At 68.1% G+C, this 15881-nt stretch carries 16 protein-coding genes; 11 read left to right on the top strand and 5 right to left on the bottom strand.

What is annotated here, in order from left to right; all coding sequences use genetic code 11:
• Positions 1–1419: an efflux transporter outer membrane subunit gene (locus DFR39_RS19495; protein WP_133605515.1), complete on the top strand. Its 1419-nt coding sequence runs from the start codon at positions 1–3 to the stop codon at positions 1417–1419.
• 82 nt (positions 1420–1501) lie between these two features.
• On the opposite strand, the gene DFR39_RS19490 is transcribed toward DFR39_RS19495, so the two are convergent.
• Positions 1502–1672: a hypothetical protein gene (locus DFR39_RS19490; RefSeq protein ID WP_336622263.1), complete on the bottom strand. Its 171-nt coding sequence runs from the start codon at positions 1670–1672 to the stop codon at positions 1502–1504.
• 416 nt (positions 1673–2088) lie between these two features.
• On the opposite strand from DFR39_RS19490, the gene DFR39_RS19485 reads away from it, so the two are divergent.
• Positions 2089–3333, top strand: coding sequence for a serine hydrolase domain-containing protein (locus DFR39_RS19485; RefSeq protein WP_162849599.1), 1245 nt, complete (start codon positions 2089–2091; stop codon positions 3331–3333).
• A gap of 4 nt (positions 3334–3337) precedes the next feature.
• On the opposite strand, the gene DFR39_RS19480 is transcribed toward DFR39_RS19485, so the two are convergent.
• A complete protein-coding gene (locus DFR39_RS19480; protein WP_211343919.1) occupies positions 3338–3736 on the bottom strand; it encodes a c-type cytochrome in 399 nt (132 codons plus the stop codon).
• Between the two features lie 116 nt (positions 3737–3852).
• Between DFR39_RS19480 and DFR39_RS19475 the strand changes: the two genes are divergently transcribed.
• A complete protein-coding gene (locus DFR39_RS19475; RefSeq protein WP_162849598.1) occupies positions 3853–4242 on the top strand; it encodes a DUF3060 domain-containing protein in 390 nt (129 codons plus the stop codon).
• Here the strand turns inward: DFR39_RS19475 and DFR39_RS19470 are convergent.
• On the bottom strand, positions 4190–5152 hold the full coding sequence (locus tag DFR39_RS19470; protein ID WP_133605512.1) for a helix-turn-helix transcriptional regulator: 963 nt from the start codon (positions 5150–5152) through the stop codon (positions 4190–4192). The genes DFR39_RS19475 and DFR39_RS19470 overlap by 53 nt on opposite strands.
• A 104-nt stretch (positions 5153–5256) precedes the next feature.
• Between DFR39_RS19470 and DFR39_RS19465 the strand changes: the two genes are divergently transcribed.
• The 8 genes from DFR39_RS19465 (at position 5257) to DFR39_RS19430 (ending at position 13914) form a co-directional block, all read left to right on the top strand.
• Positions 5257–7227, top strand: a complete 1971-nt coding sequence (locus tag DFR39_RS19465; protein ID WP_162849597.1) for a TonB-dependent receptor domain-containing protein — start codon at positions 5257–5259, stop codon at positions 7225–7227.
• A 14-nt stretch (positions 7228–7241) separates the two neighbouring features.
• Complete coding sequence (locus DFR39_RS19460; protein WP_133605510.1) at positions 7242–8354, top strand: ABC transporter substrate-binding protein; 1113 nt, start codon at positions 7242–7244, stop codon at positions 8352–8354.
• 8 nt (positions 8355–8362) lie between these two features.
• On the top strand, positions 8363–9406 hold the full coding sequence (locus tag DFR39_RS19455) for a FecCD family ABC transporter permease (RefSeq protein WP_133605509.1): 1044 nt from the start codon (positions 8363–8365) through the stop codon (positions 9404–9406).
• On the top strand, positions 9403–10215 hold the full coding sequence (locus DFR39_RS19450; RefSeq protein WP_133605508.1) for an ABC transporter ATP-binding protein: 813 nt from the start codon (positions 9403–9405) through the stop codon (positions 10213–10215). Before DFR39_RS19455 ends, DFR39_RS19450 begins: the two co-directional genes overlap by 4 nt.
• A 3-nt stretch (positions 10216–10218) precedes the next feature.
• On the top strand, positions 10219–10545 hold the full coding sequence (locus DFR39_RS19445; protein WP_133605507.1) for a DUF2218 domain-containing protein: 327 nt from the start codon (positions 10219–10221) through the stop codon (positions 10543–10545).
• Positions 10546–10657: 112 nt separating this feature from the next.
• Positions 10658–11125, top strand: coding sequence for a (2Fe-2S)-binding protein (locus tag DFR39_RS19440; protein ID WP_133605506.1), 468 nt, complete (start codon positions 10658–10660; stop codon positions 11123–11125).
• Entirely contained in the window at positions 11122–13311 is a 2190-nt protein-coding gene (locus tag DFR39_RS19435; RefSeq protein ID WP_133605505.1) for a xanthine dehydrogenase family protein molybdopterin-binding subunit, read from the top strand. The genes DFR39_RS19440 and DFR39_RS19435 overlap by 4 nt, the downstream gene beginning before the upstream one ends.
• A 6-nt stretch (positions 13312–13317) precedes the next feature.
• Entirely contained in the window at positions 13318–13914 is a 597-nt protein-coding gene (locus DFR39_RS19430) for a GNAT family N-acetyltransferase (RefSeq protein WP_133605504.1), read from the top strand.
• Positions 13915–13945: 31 nt separating this feature from the next.
• Here the strand turns inward: DFR39_RS19430 and DFR39_RS19425 are convergent, their stop codons facing one another.
• Together DFR39_RS19425 and DFR39_RS19420 are read right to left on the bottom strand one after the other, a co-directional pair.
• Positions 13946–14722: a LytR/AlgR family response regulator transcription factor gene (locus DFR39_RS19425; RefSeq protein WP_133605503.1), complete on the bottom strand. Its 777-nt coding sequence runs from the start codon at positions 14720–14722 to the stop codon at positions 13946–13948.
• The gene (locus tag DFR39_RS19420) at positions 14719–15876 is read right to left on the bottom strand and encodes a histidine kinase (RefSeq protein ID WP_162849596.1); all 1158 of its coding nucleotides are present in this window, start codon (positions 15874–15876) and stop codon (positions 14719–14721) included. The genes DFR39_RS19425 and DFR39_RS19420 overlap by 4 nt, the downstream gene beginning before the upstream one ends.
• Between the last annotated feature and the right edge of the window lie 5 nt (positions 15877–15881).

The following is a 15881-nucleotide window of genomic DNA, read 5'->3' as shown; positions in this document are numbered from 1 at the left end:
ATGAACAAGAGCTACAAGACCTTCTCCTCCCTGAGCGCCCTGGCCGCGGCCCTGCTGCTGGCCGGCTGCGCCAACCTCGCGCCCGATTACCAGCGCCCCGCCGCCCCGGTGGCGGGCGACTGGCCCAGCGCCGCCAAGCCGGCCGAGACCGCCCAGGCGCCCCAGGCCGCCGAGCTGCCCTGGCAGCAGTTCTATGCGGGCGACGCCCGTGTGCGGGCGCTCATCGAGCTGGCCCTGCTGAACAACCGCGATCTGCGCGTGGCCCTGCTGAATGTGGACAAGGCGCGCGCCCAGTACCGCATCAGCGATGCCGCGCGCTGGCCCACGGTCAGCGCCGGCCTGTCCGGGCAGCGCTCGCCCGCCAGCAATGGCAGCGGCACGATCAACAGCGTCTACCAGGCCGGTCTGCAGGTCACGGCCTATGAGCTGGACCTCTTCGGCAAGCTGAAGAACAACAGCGAGTCGGCGCTGGCCAGCTATCTGGCCACGGCCGAGGGCCAGCGCGCCGCCCGCCTGAGCCTGGTGGCCGGCGTGGCCGCGGCCCAGCTGAATCTGCAGGCCGCCGAAGAGCTGCTGACGCTCAGCCGCCAGACCCTGGCCACGCGCGAGGACAGCCTCAGGCTCAGCCGCACCAAGTTCGAGGTGGGCGCGGCCTCGCAGCTGGATCTCTCCAGCGCCGAGTCCGCGGCCGGTGCGGCCCGGGCCAGCCTGGCCGCCGCCCAGCGCGCGCGCGACGAGGCCGAGAACGCCCTGGTGCTGCTGGTGGGCCAGCCCCTGCCGGCCGGCCTGCCCGCGGCCCAGCCGCTGCAGGCCCTTCAGCTGCCGCGCGTGCCGGCGGGCCTGCCTTCCGAGGTGCTGGTCAGCCGTCCCGATGTGCTGCAGGCCGAGCAGCAGCTGCGCGCGGCCAACGCCAATATCGGCGCGGCGCGGGCGGCGGTCTTCCCGAGCATCACGCTCACCGCCAGTGCCGGCACGGCCAGCACCCAGCTCTCGGACCTGTTCCGCAACAGTGCCTGGAGCTTTGCCTCGCAGATCCTGATGCCCATCTTCGATGCGGGCCGCAACCAGGCCAATATCGAGGTGGCCAAGGCCAATCAGGGCATCGCCCTGGCGCAGTACGAGAAGACGGTGCAGACCGCCTTCCGCGAGGTGGCTGACGCCCTGGCCGGCCTGGCCACGCTGGACGAACAGCTCAGCGGCCAGGAGCAGCAGGCCCGCGCCGAGGCCCAGCGCCTGGCCCTGGTGGAGCTGCGCTTCGGCAACGGCGTGTCCAACTCCCTGGAGCTGCTGGATGCGCAGCGCGCCAGCTATGCGGCCCAGCAGGCCCTGCTGCAGGTGCGCCTGGCCAAGGCCCTGAACCGCGTGCAGCTCTACAAGGTGCTGGGCGGCGGCGCGGCCGACACGGCCAAGTCCTCCTGATCGAGCCCGGCGGCGTCTGCCGCCCATGAAAAAGGCGCCCCGCGGGGCGCCTTTGCTTTTGGGGTGATGGCCGCAGCCGGCTTCAGTGGGCCTGGACCCAGGCCAGGCCTTCGGCCTTGGCATAGCGCAGGGCGGCGCCCTGGCTGTCGAAGCGCGGCACGAAGCGCATGACGCGGTCATGGCTGGCCATGCCCCGGCCGGAGCGGATGGAGACCGCGGCGCTGAAGCCGCCGTCGGCATGAGGTTTGATCATCGGTGAGACAAGGTAACGCCCCACCTCAATGCTGTTTTTGTTACGCATGATGTGTTTGAGGTGTGCGCCTTGATCGGTGGCAACCGTCTTGGCGCGGTTCGGTAATTCGGCCCCCAGGGAGCGGGTCGGGTGGCCGGTCTGTGTGGCTGCTGATCTTCCGGGCATGAGGATGCCCGCGGTTCGCGCTGCTTCTTGTGGATGTGCTTCTTGCAGCGGGACGGCCGTATGTGCAGCGGCCTGTAGGACGAGAGGCAGGGTTGGGAACCTCTGCGCGGCAAGCCCTGTTGGCACAAGGCTACGGTTCGTCGTAAGTGGCGGATTATAGCGCAAGTCGGACCTGCCCCATTTTCCGGGGACGACGTCGACTCCGGCGCTGGGGCATGCTGCGCCCCTTGCCCCGTCACCACTGCGGTTCTGTGAAAGCTGTCGTCGCGCTCGCCCTGACCCTGCTGCCCTGGCTGGGCATGGCCGCGCCTGACGAGGACAGGCTGGGGCGGGCGTTGGGCTATCCCGTGGGCACGGCACACAACTGGTTCTGGCAGGAATCCGTGCGGGTGGGCTCCTTCACCCACCAGGCCGAGATCCGAGGGCTGGTGCGGGGCAAGCCCAATGCCATGGCGCCCGCGCCCATGCCCTTGGCCCTGCCGCGCGCGGCGCAGGAGCCGGCTTTCCGCTGGCGCATCGATGGCCAGGAGCTGGGCGTGGAGGACTATCTGGCCCGTCAGCGGGTGATGGGCTTGCTGGTGCTCAAGGACGGCGAGATCCAGCTGGAGCGCTATCAGTACGAGCGCGGCCCTGAGCACCGCTTCCTGTCCAACTCCATGTCCAAGTCCCTGGTGTCCCTGGCCGTGGGCCTGGCCTTGCAGGAAGGCTATCTGCGCTCACTGGATGACCGGGCCGACAGCTATGCGCCGCGCCTGGCGGGCACCTTGTACGGTGAGACCACCGTGCGCAATCTGCTGCGCATGGCCTCGGGGGCCCGCTTCGAGGAGCGCTACGACGGCCAGGACGATCTGGCGCGCTTTGGCGCGGCGGTACACCGCGGCGATCTGGAGAGCGCGGCGGCGGTGGTCAGCGAGCGAGTGGCCCCGCAGGGCCAGCGCTTCAACTACGCCAGCGCCGAGACGCCTATGCTGGCAGCGGTGCTTCGCGGTGCCACGGGACTGTCTCTGAGCGAGTATCTGCAGAGCCGGCTCTGGCAGCCCATGGGGGCGGAGAGCACGGCCTACTGGTGGAGTGACCGCAGCGGCCTGGAGGCCGCGGGGGGGAACTTCAACGCCACCTTGCGCGACTACGCCCGCCTGGGCTGGCTGCTGGCGAATGACGGGCGGCGCCCCGATACCGGGGTGCAGGTCCTGCCGCGGGACTATCTCCTGGAGGCGACCGATTGGCGGCGGCATCCGCTGGTTTTTCAGCCCGGACGCGCCACGCCTTACTTTGGCTATGGCTATCAGTTCTGGACCTTTCCCGGTCAGGCCCGGCGCTTTGCCTTGCTGGGTGTCTTTGGGCAGATGATCTTCGTGGACCCGCAGCTGCGTCTGGTGATGGTGCACACCGCCGTCAATGCCACGCCGCGCGCCGGACAGACCAGCATGGGCCGTGAGGCCGACGCGCTCTGGCGCGGCCTGGTGTCGCACTACGGCGGGCGCTGGGACCGTTAGGGGCTCAGGGCGCAGGCCCCTGCTGGCGCTGCAGATAGGCCAGCAGATCCGCGATCTTGCGCTCGTCGTAGCCGAAGCCCATGAAGCGCATCTTGGTGCCGGGGACGGTGCCGCTGGGGTCCTTGATGTACTTGTACAGGGTGGCCGCATCCCAGACCAGGCCCGACTTCCGCATGGCCTCGGAATAGGCATAGTCGCCAAGGCTTCCCGCACGCCGGCCCTGCAACTGGTTGAGGTGGGGACCGAAGCCATGGCGCGCCGCCGGCCCCACGGCATGGCAGCGGACGCAGGGGCCAAACGCCGCCCGGCCGGCCACGGGATCGCCCGCGGGCTGGCCCGCCGCCAGCAGGGGCTGGAGCAGGGCGACGACCCCGAGTAAGCGCTTGAGCAGGAGCTGAGACATCGCTGCGGATTGTGCGCTCCGTTCACCCTCCGCATGGTCGCAGGGGGCTCTTCATGGCTGCTTCATGGCTGCATGTCGACACTGCGCTCATCGTCACCAGAGCAGGGAGAAAGATGATGCGAACAAGCCAGCCCCCGATCCAGATCCACCGGCGTTTGGCCCTGGCCCACCTCGCCGGCCTGGGTCTGCTGCTCACGGGCTGCGGCGGGGGCAGCGATGAGGGCAATGTCTACAAGCTCGATGGTGTGCGGGTCAAGGCCACGGTGGACAAGCGCGGCAGCTATGACATCGAAGTCACCGGCGTGGACTGCGAGCTGACCGTGGCCTCGGACAACCGGGTGGGCCGCCTGCTGATCACCGGCGTCAGCAATCGGGTGGTGGTGCGCGAGGGCGTGACCCTCGATCTGATCGACTTCGCCGGCAACAGCAACCGGGTCGAGGTGCCCAAGGGGCTCAAGGTGCGGGTGGTGGACAGCGGGTCCGGCAACCGGGTGAATGAGCGCTGAGCGGCCTGGGCTTGAGCTCGCGCGGCGACAGACCATAGCGGCGCCTGAAGGCCGTCGCAAAATTGGCTGGGTTGTCATAGCCGGCCAGGGCAGCCGCGTCGATGACACGGCTGCCGCAGAGCAGGGCCGCATGGGCCCGCTCCAGCTTCAGCCCACGCAGGTACTGGCCGATGCTTTGGGCGTGGCGTTCGCGGAAGGCGCGCTGCAGCGTGGTGGTGTTGCTCGCAAGATGGCGAGCCATGCGCGCCACCGTCCAGTCATCCACGGCGCCTGCGTGCAGGAGCTCGGTCAGGGCTTCGATCTTGCCCGCTTGCGGGCCCGCCTCCATCGCCTGCGCGCAGCCGAGTGCGGGCAGGGCTTCAAGAATCAGCTGCAGTGCCAGCGCCTCGCGCTGCAATCTCTGGAAGGGCCGGGTGGCTTGGCAATGCGCCATCAGCGAGCGCCCCAAGGCCGTGGCGCGCCGGCCGTCGGGCAAGAGGGTCAGCGCCGCATGACGCTGGCAAAAGGTCTCGATCTGGCTGAAACCCGGCAGCTGATCCAGTCCTCCTTCTGAAAACCAGCGGGGGCCGATGTCCAGCACCAGCTGTTGCAGCGGACCGCTGCGGGGAATGCGTCGCCGCAGCCGCACCGGCTCACGCAGGGAGAGCAGCACGCATTGCGGCTTCTCCCCCGCCAGACGCTGCTCGAAGCCCTGGCCGGCAATTTCCATCTGCCCTTGCAGCATCACGATCAGCTTGAGCCCCGGCTCGATCAGCGAGCTCTGATCCGTGGCTCGAAGCACCTGCAACTCCGCGCCGTGAAGGCTCAGGCTGCCGCGTAGTGATTCGTGCAGGAAATGGCCGCGCAGGGCCAGTCTCTGCTCCTCGGGCACGGGGATGCGGATGTCAGGGGTGGGCGTTTCGCAAAGCATTTGTTGCGCGTCGCAAAGGACGGGCGGCTGGAGTGCAAAGATAATTAATGATAACGATTCGTATTCGTGAATCTGCCTTTGCAGTCCCCATTGCTCCACCGACCATGAAACGCTTGCCCCCGTTCCGCCTGAATCTTCTGCTGAGTCTGCTGCCTTTGTGTGCGTTGGTGCATGCCAAGGAGTCTCCCGCCCAGTTGCCCGTCGTCAAGGTCACGGCCCGCACCGCTACCCAAGACGACACCGTGACGCGCTCGCAGCTGGAGCTGCGCCAGGCGCGCGACCTGAGCGATGTCTACCGCGCCGATGCCGAAATCGCCGTGGGCGGTGGTGGCAGCGCCTTCGCGCAAAAGGTCTACATCCGGGGCATGGAGGAGTCCATGCTGAGCCTGAGCATCGACGGGGCCCAGCAAAACGGCAAGGTCTATCACCACCAGACCGCGCTGGTGATCGATCCGCAACTGATCCGCGCCATCGAGATCGAAAAGGGCACGGCTGCCGCCAGCGCCGGCCCCGGCGCCCTGGGCGGCGCCATCCGCCTCTACACCGTGGACGCGGCCGACTTGCTACGCCCCGGCCAGTCCTGGGGTGCCAGCGGCAGCGCCGGCGCCTACAACAACAAGGGCTGGCGCGGCAGCTTGAACGCCTATGGCCGAACCGAACAGCTGGACCTGCTGTTCGCCGCCAGCCGGGTGACGACCAAGAACTACCGCGATGGCCAGGGGCAGGTGGTGGCCGACTCCGCCAGCGAGCGCGAGCATTACCTGGGCAAGCTGGGTCTTGCACTCTCAGACAAGAGCCGTGTCGTGGCCAGCTGGCAGCGCAGCGTTGACGACGGTGTGCGCAATGCCCGCGCCAATATGGTGGCCTTCGCCCACCCGGTGGTGCCCAATGACCCCATCCCCCAAGAACTGGCGCGCGACACCGCCTCGCTGCGCTTTGAATCGGCCGACTGGTACGGCTTGGGCGCGCTGGAAACCCAGTTCTACCGCACCGAGGTGGGTACCGATCGCACGACAAAGGCCGGTCGCAACTACGGCGAGCGCCTGGACACCCAGGGCTTTGATCTGGGGCTCAAGCGTGGCTTTGGCCGACATGAGCTGAAGTACGGCCTCAACTGGCGCACCGACGAGACCGAAGCGCTCAAGATCCAAGACCGTTTCAAGAACACCGGCAGCGGGCGTGAGCGCTCGCACGTGGCGGGGGGCTATGCCGAAGGCTCCTTGGACCTGGGGCAGGTGGATGTGTCGGCCGGCGTTCGCTATGACAAGTACAGCTATACCGACAACCACAACCAGTCCTACCGCAGCAGCGGCCTGAGCCCGAGTGCCTCGCTGCGCTGGGAAGTGACGCAGGGCCTGGTGCTGAAGGCCGGCCACGCGCGGGCCCTGCGCGGCGTGGGCCTGAAGGAAGCCTTCATGCTGGATATCGCGCGCTGGAAGAACGCGGCCGAGATCAGTCCCGAGCGCGCCGCCAACAGCGAGGTCGGCTTCGAATACGGTGCTGCCGGATGGAACTTCAGCGGCAATGTCTATCGGCAGCAGATCCGGAACTTCATCACCACCTTCTCCTGCGACGCGCCAGGCGGCTGCCGTGGCAACGCCGGTACCGCCCATGTCAAGGGCTATGAACTGGCCTTGGGCTATGGCCGAGGGGTCTGGAGGGGCCGCGCGTCGGTGGCTGAGGCCAAGCCCGATTTGGAGGGGCGCGCACTGGGCGACGGTGACTTGGGCCTGGGTGTGCGCACCGGCCGTACCTGGACCGGGGCGCTGAACTACCGCATGCCGCAGCAGGGCCTGGAGCTGGGCTGGCAGGCTCGCCGGGTCGAGGCCCTGAGCTATCTGCCCACGGGCTCAGAGCAGATGGGGTTTAAGCCGGGCTATGTCGTGCATGACCTGCAGCTGGCTTGGCGTCCGATGCGCGACGAGCGCTTGCGCGTCAACGTCGCGCTGCGCAATCTCTTCGACAAGTTCTACTACGACCAGGCCACCTATGCCTTCAATGGCTGGCAGAACAAGACCCTGGGCTTTGCTGAGCCGGGCCGCGATCTGCGGGTGGAACTGAACTGGCGCTACTGAGCATGGGCATCCGCATGAGCTTCTTGTGGCGGGCTGCGGCCCTGGCGCTTGCCGTGGTGCTGGTGCCCGCGCAGGCTGCGATCACCGTGGTGGACCTGGCGGGTCGCAGCGTGACCCTGCCCGACAAGGTAGAGCGCATCATCCTCGGCGAGGGGCGCATGCTCTCGGCCCTGGCGGTTCTTGAGGGAAGTGCCTTGCCGGGTCGTGTGGTGGGCATGCTGGAGGACTTTGAGCGCCTGGATCCCACAGGCTACGAGCTCTATCGCCAGCGCTTTCCGGCCCTGCAGCAGGTTGCGCGCCTGGGGCGCGGTGGTGCGAGCTTCAGCGTGGAAGAGGCCATCAGCCTCAAGCCCGATGTGGCCATCTTCAGCCTGCGCGGCCATGGGCCCGACGTCAACGACGCGGCAACGCTGGGGCGGCTGCAGGCCGCGGGCATCAGCGTTGTCTACGTGGACTTCACCAAGAACCCGCTGGAAGACACGGCGCGCAGCATCGAGCTTCTGGGGCGTGTGCTGGGCCGCGAGGCTCAGGCCAAGGCCTATCTGGGCTGGCATCGCCTGGAGATGGACAAGGTGCAGAGCCGCCTTGCCCGGGTCAAGCAACGCCCCACGGTCTTTCTTGAAAGCCGGGTCGGCCTGGTGCCGGGCTGCTGCGAAACACTCACCCACGGCATGATGGGGCTGTTCGTGGAAGCAGCAGGCGGGCGCAATATCGCGGCCTCCCTGGTGCCGGGCGTGCATGGCACGGTGTCGCTGGAGTTCCTGCTCAAGGAACAGCCCGAGGTCTATATCGGCACCGGCATCGGCAACCCGGCCTCGCTGGCCAAGGGGGCTGCCAGCATTGCACTCGGCGCCGGTGTGGATGCCAGCGCCGCGGCAGACAGCCTGGCGCGCAGCCTGCGCCGTACCGGCATGGCCCAGTTGCAAGCCGTGCGTTCCGGGCGGGCTCATGCGGTGTGGCATCACTTCAACTACCTGGCCAGCAACCCGGCGGCCCTGCAGGCCATGGCCAAGTGGCTGCACCCGGCCCTGTTTGCGGATGTTGATCCCCAAGCCACCCTGGCCGACTTCTACCGCCGCTTTCAGCCCATACCGCTGACGGGCACTTACTGGACTTCGCTGCCGTGAGGGCGTCCGTGAGTGCGCCCCCGCTGGCCCTGCAGTACCGCCGACAGAACCAGCGCCGCTTGCTGCTCATCGTGCTGCTGCTGGCCGGCCTGCTGCTGAGCCTGTGTGCCGATATCGCCACCGGTCCGGCCGATCTGGGCCTTATGCAGGTGCTGCAGGGCCTGATGTGGCCCGAGACCCTGTCGCAGGGCGAGCAGGTCATCGTCTTCGATGTGCGCCTGCCCTATGCGCTGATGGCCCTGGCCGTGGGTGGTGCGCTGGGGCTGGGCGGGGCGCAGATGCAGACCGTGCTGAACAATCCGCTGGCCAGCCCCTTCACCCTGGGCTTGGCGGCGGCAGCCACTCTGGGCGCCTCCATCGGCATCGTGCTGCAGCCGCAGCTGCCGGGTTTGCCGACCCTGGCCACCGTGCCCCTGCTGGCCTTTGCCTGCGCCCTGTTGGTGACCTCGCTGACCCTGCTGCTGGCCCGCTGGCATGGCGGCGGTGGTCAGACCCTGGTGCTGTTCGGCATTGCCATGTTGTTTGCGCTGGAGGCCCTGGTCTGGTTGATGCAGTTCTTGGCCGACGCCAACACCCTGGATCAGCTGGTGTTCTGGTCCATGGGCAGCCTGAACCGCGCCAACTGGTGGCATGTGGGCCTGGTCAGCGCCGCCGCGCTGCTCGGCCTGCTTGCGGCCATGCGCCATGCCTGGGCCCTGACCTTGCTGCGCGGTGGCGAGGCGCATGCGGCCAGCCTGGGGGTGCAGGTCGAATCCCTGCGCTGGCGCGTGATGGTGGAGGTCAGCCTGCTCAGCGCACTGGCCCTGTGCTTTGTCGGCACCATCGGCTTTGTCGGCCTGGTCGGACCCCATATCGCGCGCCTGCTGGTCGGTGAGCAACATCGCTTCTTGCTGCCGGCCAGCATGCTGGCCGGGGCGTTGATGCTCTCGCTGGCCTCCATTGCCAGCAAGGCCATTGTGCCGGGCCTGGTCATTCCCATCGGTATCGTCACCGCCCTGGTCGGTGTGCCGGTGTTCATGGCGCTGCTGCTGCGCCAGCGGAGCTCCGCATGAGTTTGAAGATTCAAGCCCTGGCGGTGCGCCGTGGCGGGCGCACCATCATTGCCGGCTTGGACGCAGTGCCCTTCGAGCCCGGTAGCCTGACCGCCGTGCTGGGTCCCAATGGCGCCGGCAAGTCCACCCTGATTCAAGCCCTGGCCGGCTTGCTGGCTTCGAAAGGGAGCGTCGAGCTAGACGGGCAGAACCTGAATACCCTGGCGCCGCTGCATCGCAGCCACAAGGTCGGCCTGCTGCCGCAGAGCCTGCCCGAAGCCACCGGGCTAGTAGCCTATGAGCTGCTGCTGGGTGGTGTGCTGGCCAGCGGCGCGAGCCGCGCCGAGGCCGAACAGCGCATCGAGGAGGTGCTGGACCGTCTGGACCTCCGGGCCTTGGCAATGGCGCGGCTGGACACTCTCTCCGGCGGTCAGCGCCAGATGATGGCTCTGGCCCAGGTGCTGGCGCGGCGGCCGCGCCTGATGCTGCTGGACGAACCCACCAGCGCGCTGGACCTGTACTGGCAGCTGGCGGTGCTGGAGGCCGTGCGCGAGGACGCACGCCGGCGCGGCAGCATGGTGCTCATGGCCCTCCATGACCTGGACCTGGCCCTGCGGCATTGCGATCGGGTGCTGGTTCTCGCCAGCGGCGCGAAGCTGGTGGATGGCGCACCCAGGGAGGTGCTGACCCCGGATCTGCTGGCCCGTGTTTACGGCATCGACGCCCGGGTCGAAACCTGTTCCCACGGCAGGCCGCGTTTGCTGGTCGACGGTCTGCTCAACCCTTTGCAAGCCAAGCGGCCAGCCCCACAGCATTTCAATCCTGCCTAGCCCATGTTCACAGCCCAAAGCCATATCAGCACCGAGCGCGCCGACGCCTTCTTGTTCAAACTCTGCAAGCATTTTGGTCGCAAGGTACCGGTGCAGTTCGACGCCAGCCAGGGCGAGGTGCAGTTCGATGCCGGCCTGTGCCGCATGCAAAGCCAAGACGGTAGGCTGCTGTTCACCTGCAGCGCCACAGACCGGGACAGCGCGCTGATGCTGACCCGCATCATCGACGGCCATATGGCCATGCTGATGAAACAGCCCGATCTGAGCTTGGACTGGCAGTGGGGCAGCACCGACTCGCCAGCGGCGGCGGGCGCTTTCGTCCCGCGCTAAGGCGGTTTCGTCCGCCCGGGAGCAGCTTCGTCCCAAGCCCGCACCGGGCACGAGGTGGCTCGGGATACTGCGGCCCGCAGCCGGTCGCGGACCGGCCTCACCGGAGATCTGCGTGCCCCGTTATCTGCTGAACGTGAACGCCCGAGCTCGGGCGGTGGATGCGCCAGCCGACATGCCCTTGCTCTGGGCGCTGCGCGATGAGCTGCAGCTGTGTGGCACTAAGTACGGCTGTGGCAAGGGCCTGTGCGGCGCCTGTACCGTGCATGTGGACGGTCAGGCCGTGCGCAGCTGCCAGCAGCCGGTGTCCGGCGTGGCGGGGCGCAAGATCACCACCATCGAGGGCCTGGACCCGCAGGGGCGGCACCCGCTGCAACGTGCCTGGGTCAAGCTGGATGTGTCGCAGTGCGGTTACTGCCAGGCGGGCCAGATCATGCAGGCGGCGGCCCTGCTCAAGCAGCAGCCCCGCCCCAGCGCCGAGCAGATCGACGCGGCCATGGCCGGCAATCTCTGCCGTTGCGGCAGCTACATCCGCATTCGCGCGGCCATTGCCGAAGCAGCTTCCAAGGGAGGCGCAGCATGAGCGGTGCACTGAACCGGCGCGGATTTCTGCGCGTTACGGCGGTGGCCGGTGGCGGGTTCTTGATCGGCCTGGAGGCTTCGGCCAAGGCAGGGGCTTATCACTTCCAACCCCATCCGCTGATCCTGCTGGAGGCCAGCGGCCGGGTGCGCCTGCTGGCCAAGAACCCGGACATGGGCCAGGGCGTCAAGACCTCGCTGCCCATGCTGATCGCCGAGGAGATGGATCTGGAGCTGTCTCAGGTGCACATTGAGCAGGCAGGTGCTGATCCCAGGCTGGGGCCGCAGGGGGCAGGCGGCAGCCGCTCGGTGGGTTCTTCCTTTGAACCCCTGCGCCAAGCCGGGGCTACGGCACGCGCGATGCTGCTCACGGCCGCGTCCCAGCGCATGCAAGTGCCTCAGGCCGAACTGCGCACCGAGCGCGGCGAGGTGATTCACGAGGCCAGCGGACGCCGCCTGCGCTATGGCGAGTTGGCGGCCGCTGCGGCCCTGCTACCCATGCCGCCGGCGGACAGTGTCAAGCCGAAAGCCCGCAGCGAATGGCGGCTGCTGGGCCGCCGCCAGACCCAGGTAGATGCCGAGGCCTTCACCCGCGGGTCGCCGCTGTTCTGCCTGGATCACCAGCGCCCCGGCCAGGTCTATGCGATGGTGGAGAAGGCGCCCGAGTTCGGCATGGCGCCGCTCAAGACCAATGTGGAGGAAATTCGGCGCCTGCCCGGCATCGTGGATGCCTTCGTGATCGACGGCACGGTGGATGCGCTGCGCCGGCACCACAACTATCTGACCGGCTACTGCCCGGGTGTGGCCGTGGTGGGCCGCAACAGCTGGGCGGTCATACAGGCGCGGCGCCGTCTCAAGGTGGAGTGGGCACGCGGTGCGCATGCGCAGGAGCGCAGCGAAGATTGGCCAGCCAAGGCCGAGGCCTTGCTGGCAGCGCCCGGGGCGCAGGTCTGGCGCCAGGACGGCGACGCGCCGGCCGCCTTGCGTGGCGCTGCCCAGGTGTTGGAGGCGAGCTACGCTCTGCCCGTGCTGGCGCACATGACCATGGAGCCCATGAGCTGCTTGGCCGAGCCTCTGCCGGATGGCGGCCTGCGCCTGCTCACGCCCAGCCAGTTTCCGCAGGACATTCCGCAGGTCTTGGATCGGGTCTTGGGCATCCCTGCCCACAAAGTGCAGGTCCATATCCCGCGTCTGGGCGGCGGTTTCGGGCGTCGCTACGAGAACGACTTTGTGCTGGAGGCTGCCGTGATCGCCCAGCGCTTGCAGCGCCCGGTCAAGCTCTTCTACAGCCGCGAGGACGACACCCGGCACGATTACTACCGCCCCTTCGCCTGGTACCGATTGAGCGCTGGGCTGGATGCGAAAGGCCGCATCAGCGCATGGAAAGAACACCGCGTGGAGCATTCGCTTCGCAGCAGTCAGACGCCCAAGGAAGCGGCGTTTCAGTTCCCGGCCCGGCTGCTGGACCATTACTTGGTCGAGGCGACGGTGCTTGAGAGTGGCTTGCCGGAAGGGCCGTACCGAGCGCCTGGCGCCAACCAACGCGCCTTCGCGGTTGAGAGCTTCGTGGATGAGTTGGCGCATGCCGCGGGACAGGACCCGCTGGCGTTTCGCCTGAACTTGCTGGGCGAGGATCGGGAGCTTCAGAGGCCGGATTTCAGCACTGCCCGCATGAAGGCCGTGCTGCGCCTGGCGGCCGAACAGTCGGGCTGGGGGCAAGCCTTGCGTCAAGACCCGGGCGTGCGCAGGGCGCGCGGCATTGCGGGCTACTTCAGCTACCGGGGCTATGCCGCCCATGTGGTCGAGGTGGAGATCAGCCAGCGGGGCGAGCTGCGGGTGTTGAGCGTAACTTCGGCCGTCGATGCGGGCCCCATCATCAACCGCTCCGGCGCCGAGGCCCAGGTTCATAGCTGCGTGATCGACGCCCTGTCGTCCACCTTGTACCAGCGCATCACGCTACAGGACGGTGCGGTGGTGGAGGGCAGCTTCGACGATGTGCCGCATCTGCGCATCACCGAGGTGCCGACCCGCATCGATGTGCACTTCATCGAGCGCGATATCGCGCCCAGCGGCCTGGGCGAGCCGCCGCTACCTCCGGTGCCGCCGGCCCTGTGCAATGCCATCTTCGCGGCCTGCGGCAAGCGCATCCGCAGCCTGCCCGTGCGTCTGCACGATTTGTCCTGGAGCTGAACCCCCATGAAAGCCATCACCCTCTCGGCCGGCCTGCTGCTGGCGCTCGCCCTCTTGTCGGCACCCGTCCGTGCCGAGGAGCCCCTGCTGCCGCGGGGCTTCAAGCTGCCGGCGCCCCTGATCACCGAGCGCTTCGTGCTGCGCCCCCTGCAACTCGTCGACAGCGCGCTGGACCATGATCTGATCGCGAGCAGCGTGCGGCATCTGGATCAGGAGGTCTATCCCGGCGGCAGGTGGGCCGCCTCGATGACACCCTTGCGCGCTCAGGTCGAGGCCGGCTACTACCAGTTCCAGTTCGAGGGGCGGCGTGGCTTTGCCTATATGGTGATGGATCCGGCACAGCAGCGCTCCTTGGGTCGTGTCTACGTCTGGAAGTCCGAGAAACGTGGCCATGACGCCATGCTCAACTACTTCGTGCGTGAAAGCGAGCTGCCAGGCGGCCTGGCCGCCGAGCTGGATCGTGCGCTGCGCGACTGGCTGGCGCGCGACTGGCCTTTCAAGCAGGTGCTGCACTATCGCGAGCTGGGCAGCGCCGCCTACCGCGCGCTGCCGAACAAGCAGTGGGTCGAGCGGGCGCCGGAATCTTCAACGGCGCAGCCTTGATCAAGGGCGGGCTGGCTTCTGCCCGCCCATCTCACATCTGCTTGAACAGATGGGCGTAGCTTTCCGCCACCAGCAAGGTGTCCTCATGCTGCTTGAGCTTGACCTGCAGGCGGCCGCGGAAGTCGCGCACCACGCCGGCCACGGCCCCGGCATTGACCAGGGTGGAGCGATGGATCTGCCAGAACTGCTGCGGATCCAGTTCCTCCACCAGCTCCTTGAGCGGTTTGCGGATCAGGGCCTCGCCCTCGCGGGTGGCGACCCGGGTGTACTTGTTGTCGGACTGGAAGTACAGCACCTCGTCCACCGTGATCAGCTTCAGCGTCTGCCCCACCGAGGCATTGATCCAGCGCAGAAAGCCCTGGCCCGCCGAGCCGGCAGACGCGGCGGGCCGCTGGCCCAGCTGACCCAGCACCGTGCCCAGCTCTGCCGGCGGGCCCGCCAGGCGCTGCTTGATGCGGCCTATGGCGGTAAACAGGCGCGAGGCCTGCAGCGGCTTGAGCAGATAGTCCACCGCACCCTGATCAAAGGCGGCCACGGCATGCTGGTCATAGGCCGTGACGAAGACCACATGGGCGCGCCCGGCGACTTGCTGCGCCACCTCCAGGCCGGTGGCGCCGGGCATCTGGATGTCCAGAAAGAGCACATCGGGGCGGTGCCGATCCAGCAGGCGCAGCGCCTCGATGCCGTCCGCCGCTTCGCCCACGACGGACAGCTCGGGCCAGAGCCGGTTCAGATGTTCGACCAGCTCCTGGCGCAGGGTGGCCTCGTCCTCGGCCACCACGGCGGTCGGCGCGCTCAGGCTTCTCATGAAGTCAACTCCAGGGTGAAGAGGGTGGCATCCTCGCTGCTGCGGCAACGCAGCTCGGCAGGGCCACCGACCAGGGCGCGCAGGCGCTCGGCCAGGGCTTGCAGCTCGGCATCGTCGCCGCACAGCCCCGGTAGGTCCAGGGCCAGCAGCAGGCGCAGGCCTCGGCCGTCCTCCAGCGTTTCCAGCGTGAAGCTGCAGTGCCGCGGCAGGCGCGGGGTGGCCTTGCGCAGGGCGCGCTGCAGCAGGGGCAAAAGCAGCATGGGGGGCAGGGGCGTGTCGCGCAGGGACTCGGGGCAGTGGTGGCTGAACTGCAGCGCCTGCTGCTGGCGCCCGGCCAGCACGGCCAGATAGCTGTGCAGCAGCTCGGCCTCATGGGCCGGGCTCACATGGGGCTCGCGCAGGCGGGGCAGGGCCACGCGCAGATGGTGGATCAGGCGCTCCATCTGCGGCGCGGCCTCGGGCCGGCCCTGGGCATAGGCCTGCTCGATCTCTACCAGGGTGTCGAAGAGGAACTGCGGCTCCACCTGGGCCTGCAGGGCCGCCAAGCGGTTGGCCAGGGCACGGCGTGCCAGCTGCTGCTGCTCATGCTGCAGCCGGGCCAGGCTGGCCTCGGCGCGGCGGCGGCGGCGCTGCCACTCGATCAGGCCGACCGCCAGCATGGCCAGAATGAAGATCTGCAGGGTTTGCCCCAGAAAGCCCAGGGTTGGCGAGGTCGGACGCTTGGCCTTGCCTTTTTGCGCGTTCAGCAGTTCGTCCACCGAGGGCCAGTCCAGCACACCGACCAGGCCACGCAATGCCAGCTGAGTCAGCAGGGTACCGATCAGCGTGGCCAGGGCCAGGCGCAGCAGCCGCTGCGGGTGATCCGGCTGGCGGTTCAGGGGGGGCAGCACGCACAACATCATCAGCAGGGTGACGATCACCGGCAGAAAGAGCTGGCGGCACAGGGCGGCCAGCCAGTGGGGATCCTCGCCGATGTCGATATAGCCGCCCAGATCCACCAGTGCGCTGAGGTCGATCAGGCCAAAGCCCAGGGCCAGAAGCATCAGCCCCATGAACTCGCTGCGGCTCAGGGAACGCCAGTCGCGCCAGAGCCGGCGCAAGGGTGCGGCCAGACCGGCGACCGCGCCCGCTGCTGCGCCGGCTTCGGCGCTCATCTGCC

Source organism: Roseateles asaccharophilus, assembly GCF_004362405.1.
GTDB classification, from domain to species: Bacteria; Pseudomonadota; Gammaproteobacteria; order Burkholderiales; family Burkholderiaceae_C; genus Kinneretia; species Kinneretia asaccharophila.
This window is presented reverse-complemented; position numbering and strand designations above follow the sequence as displayed.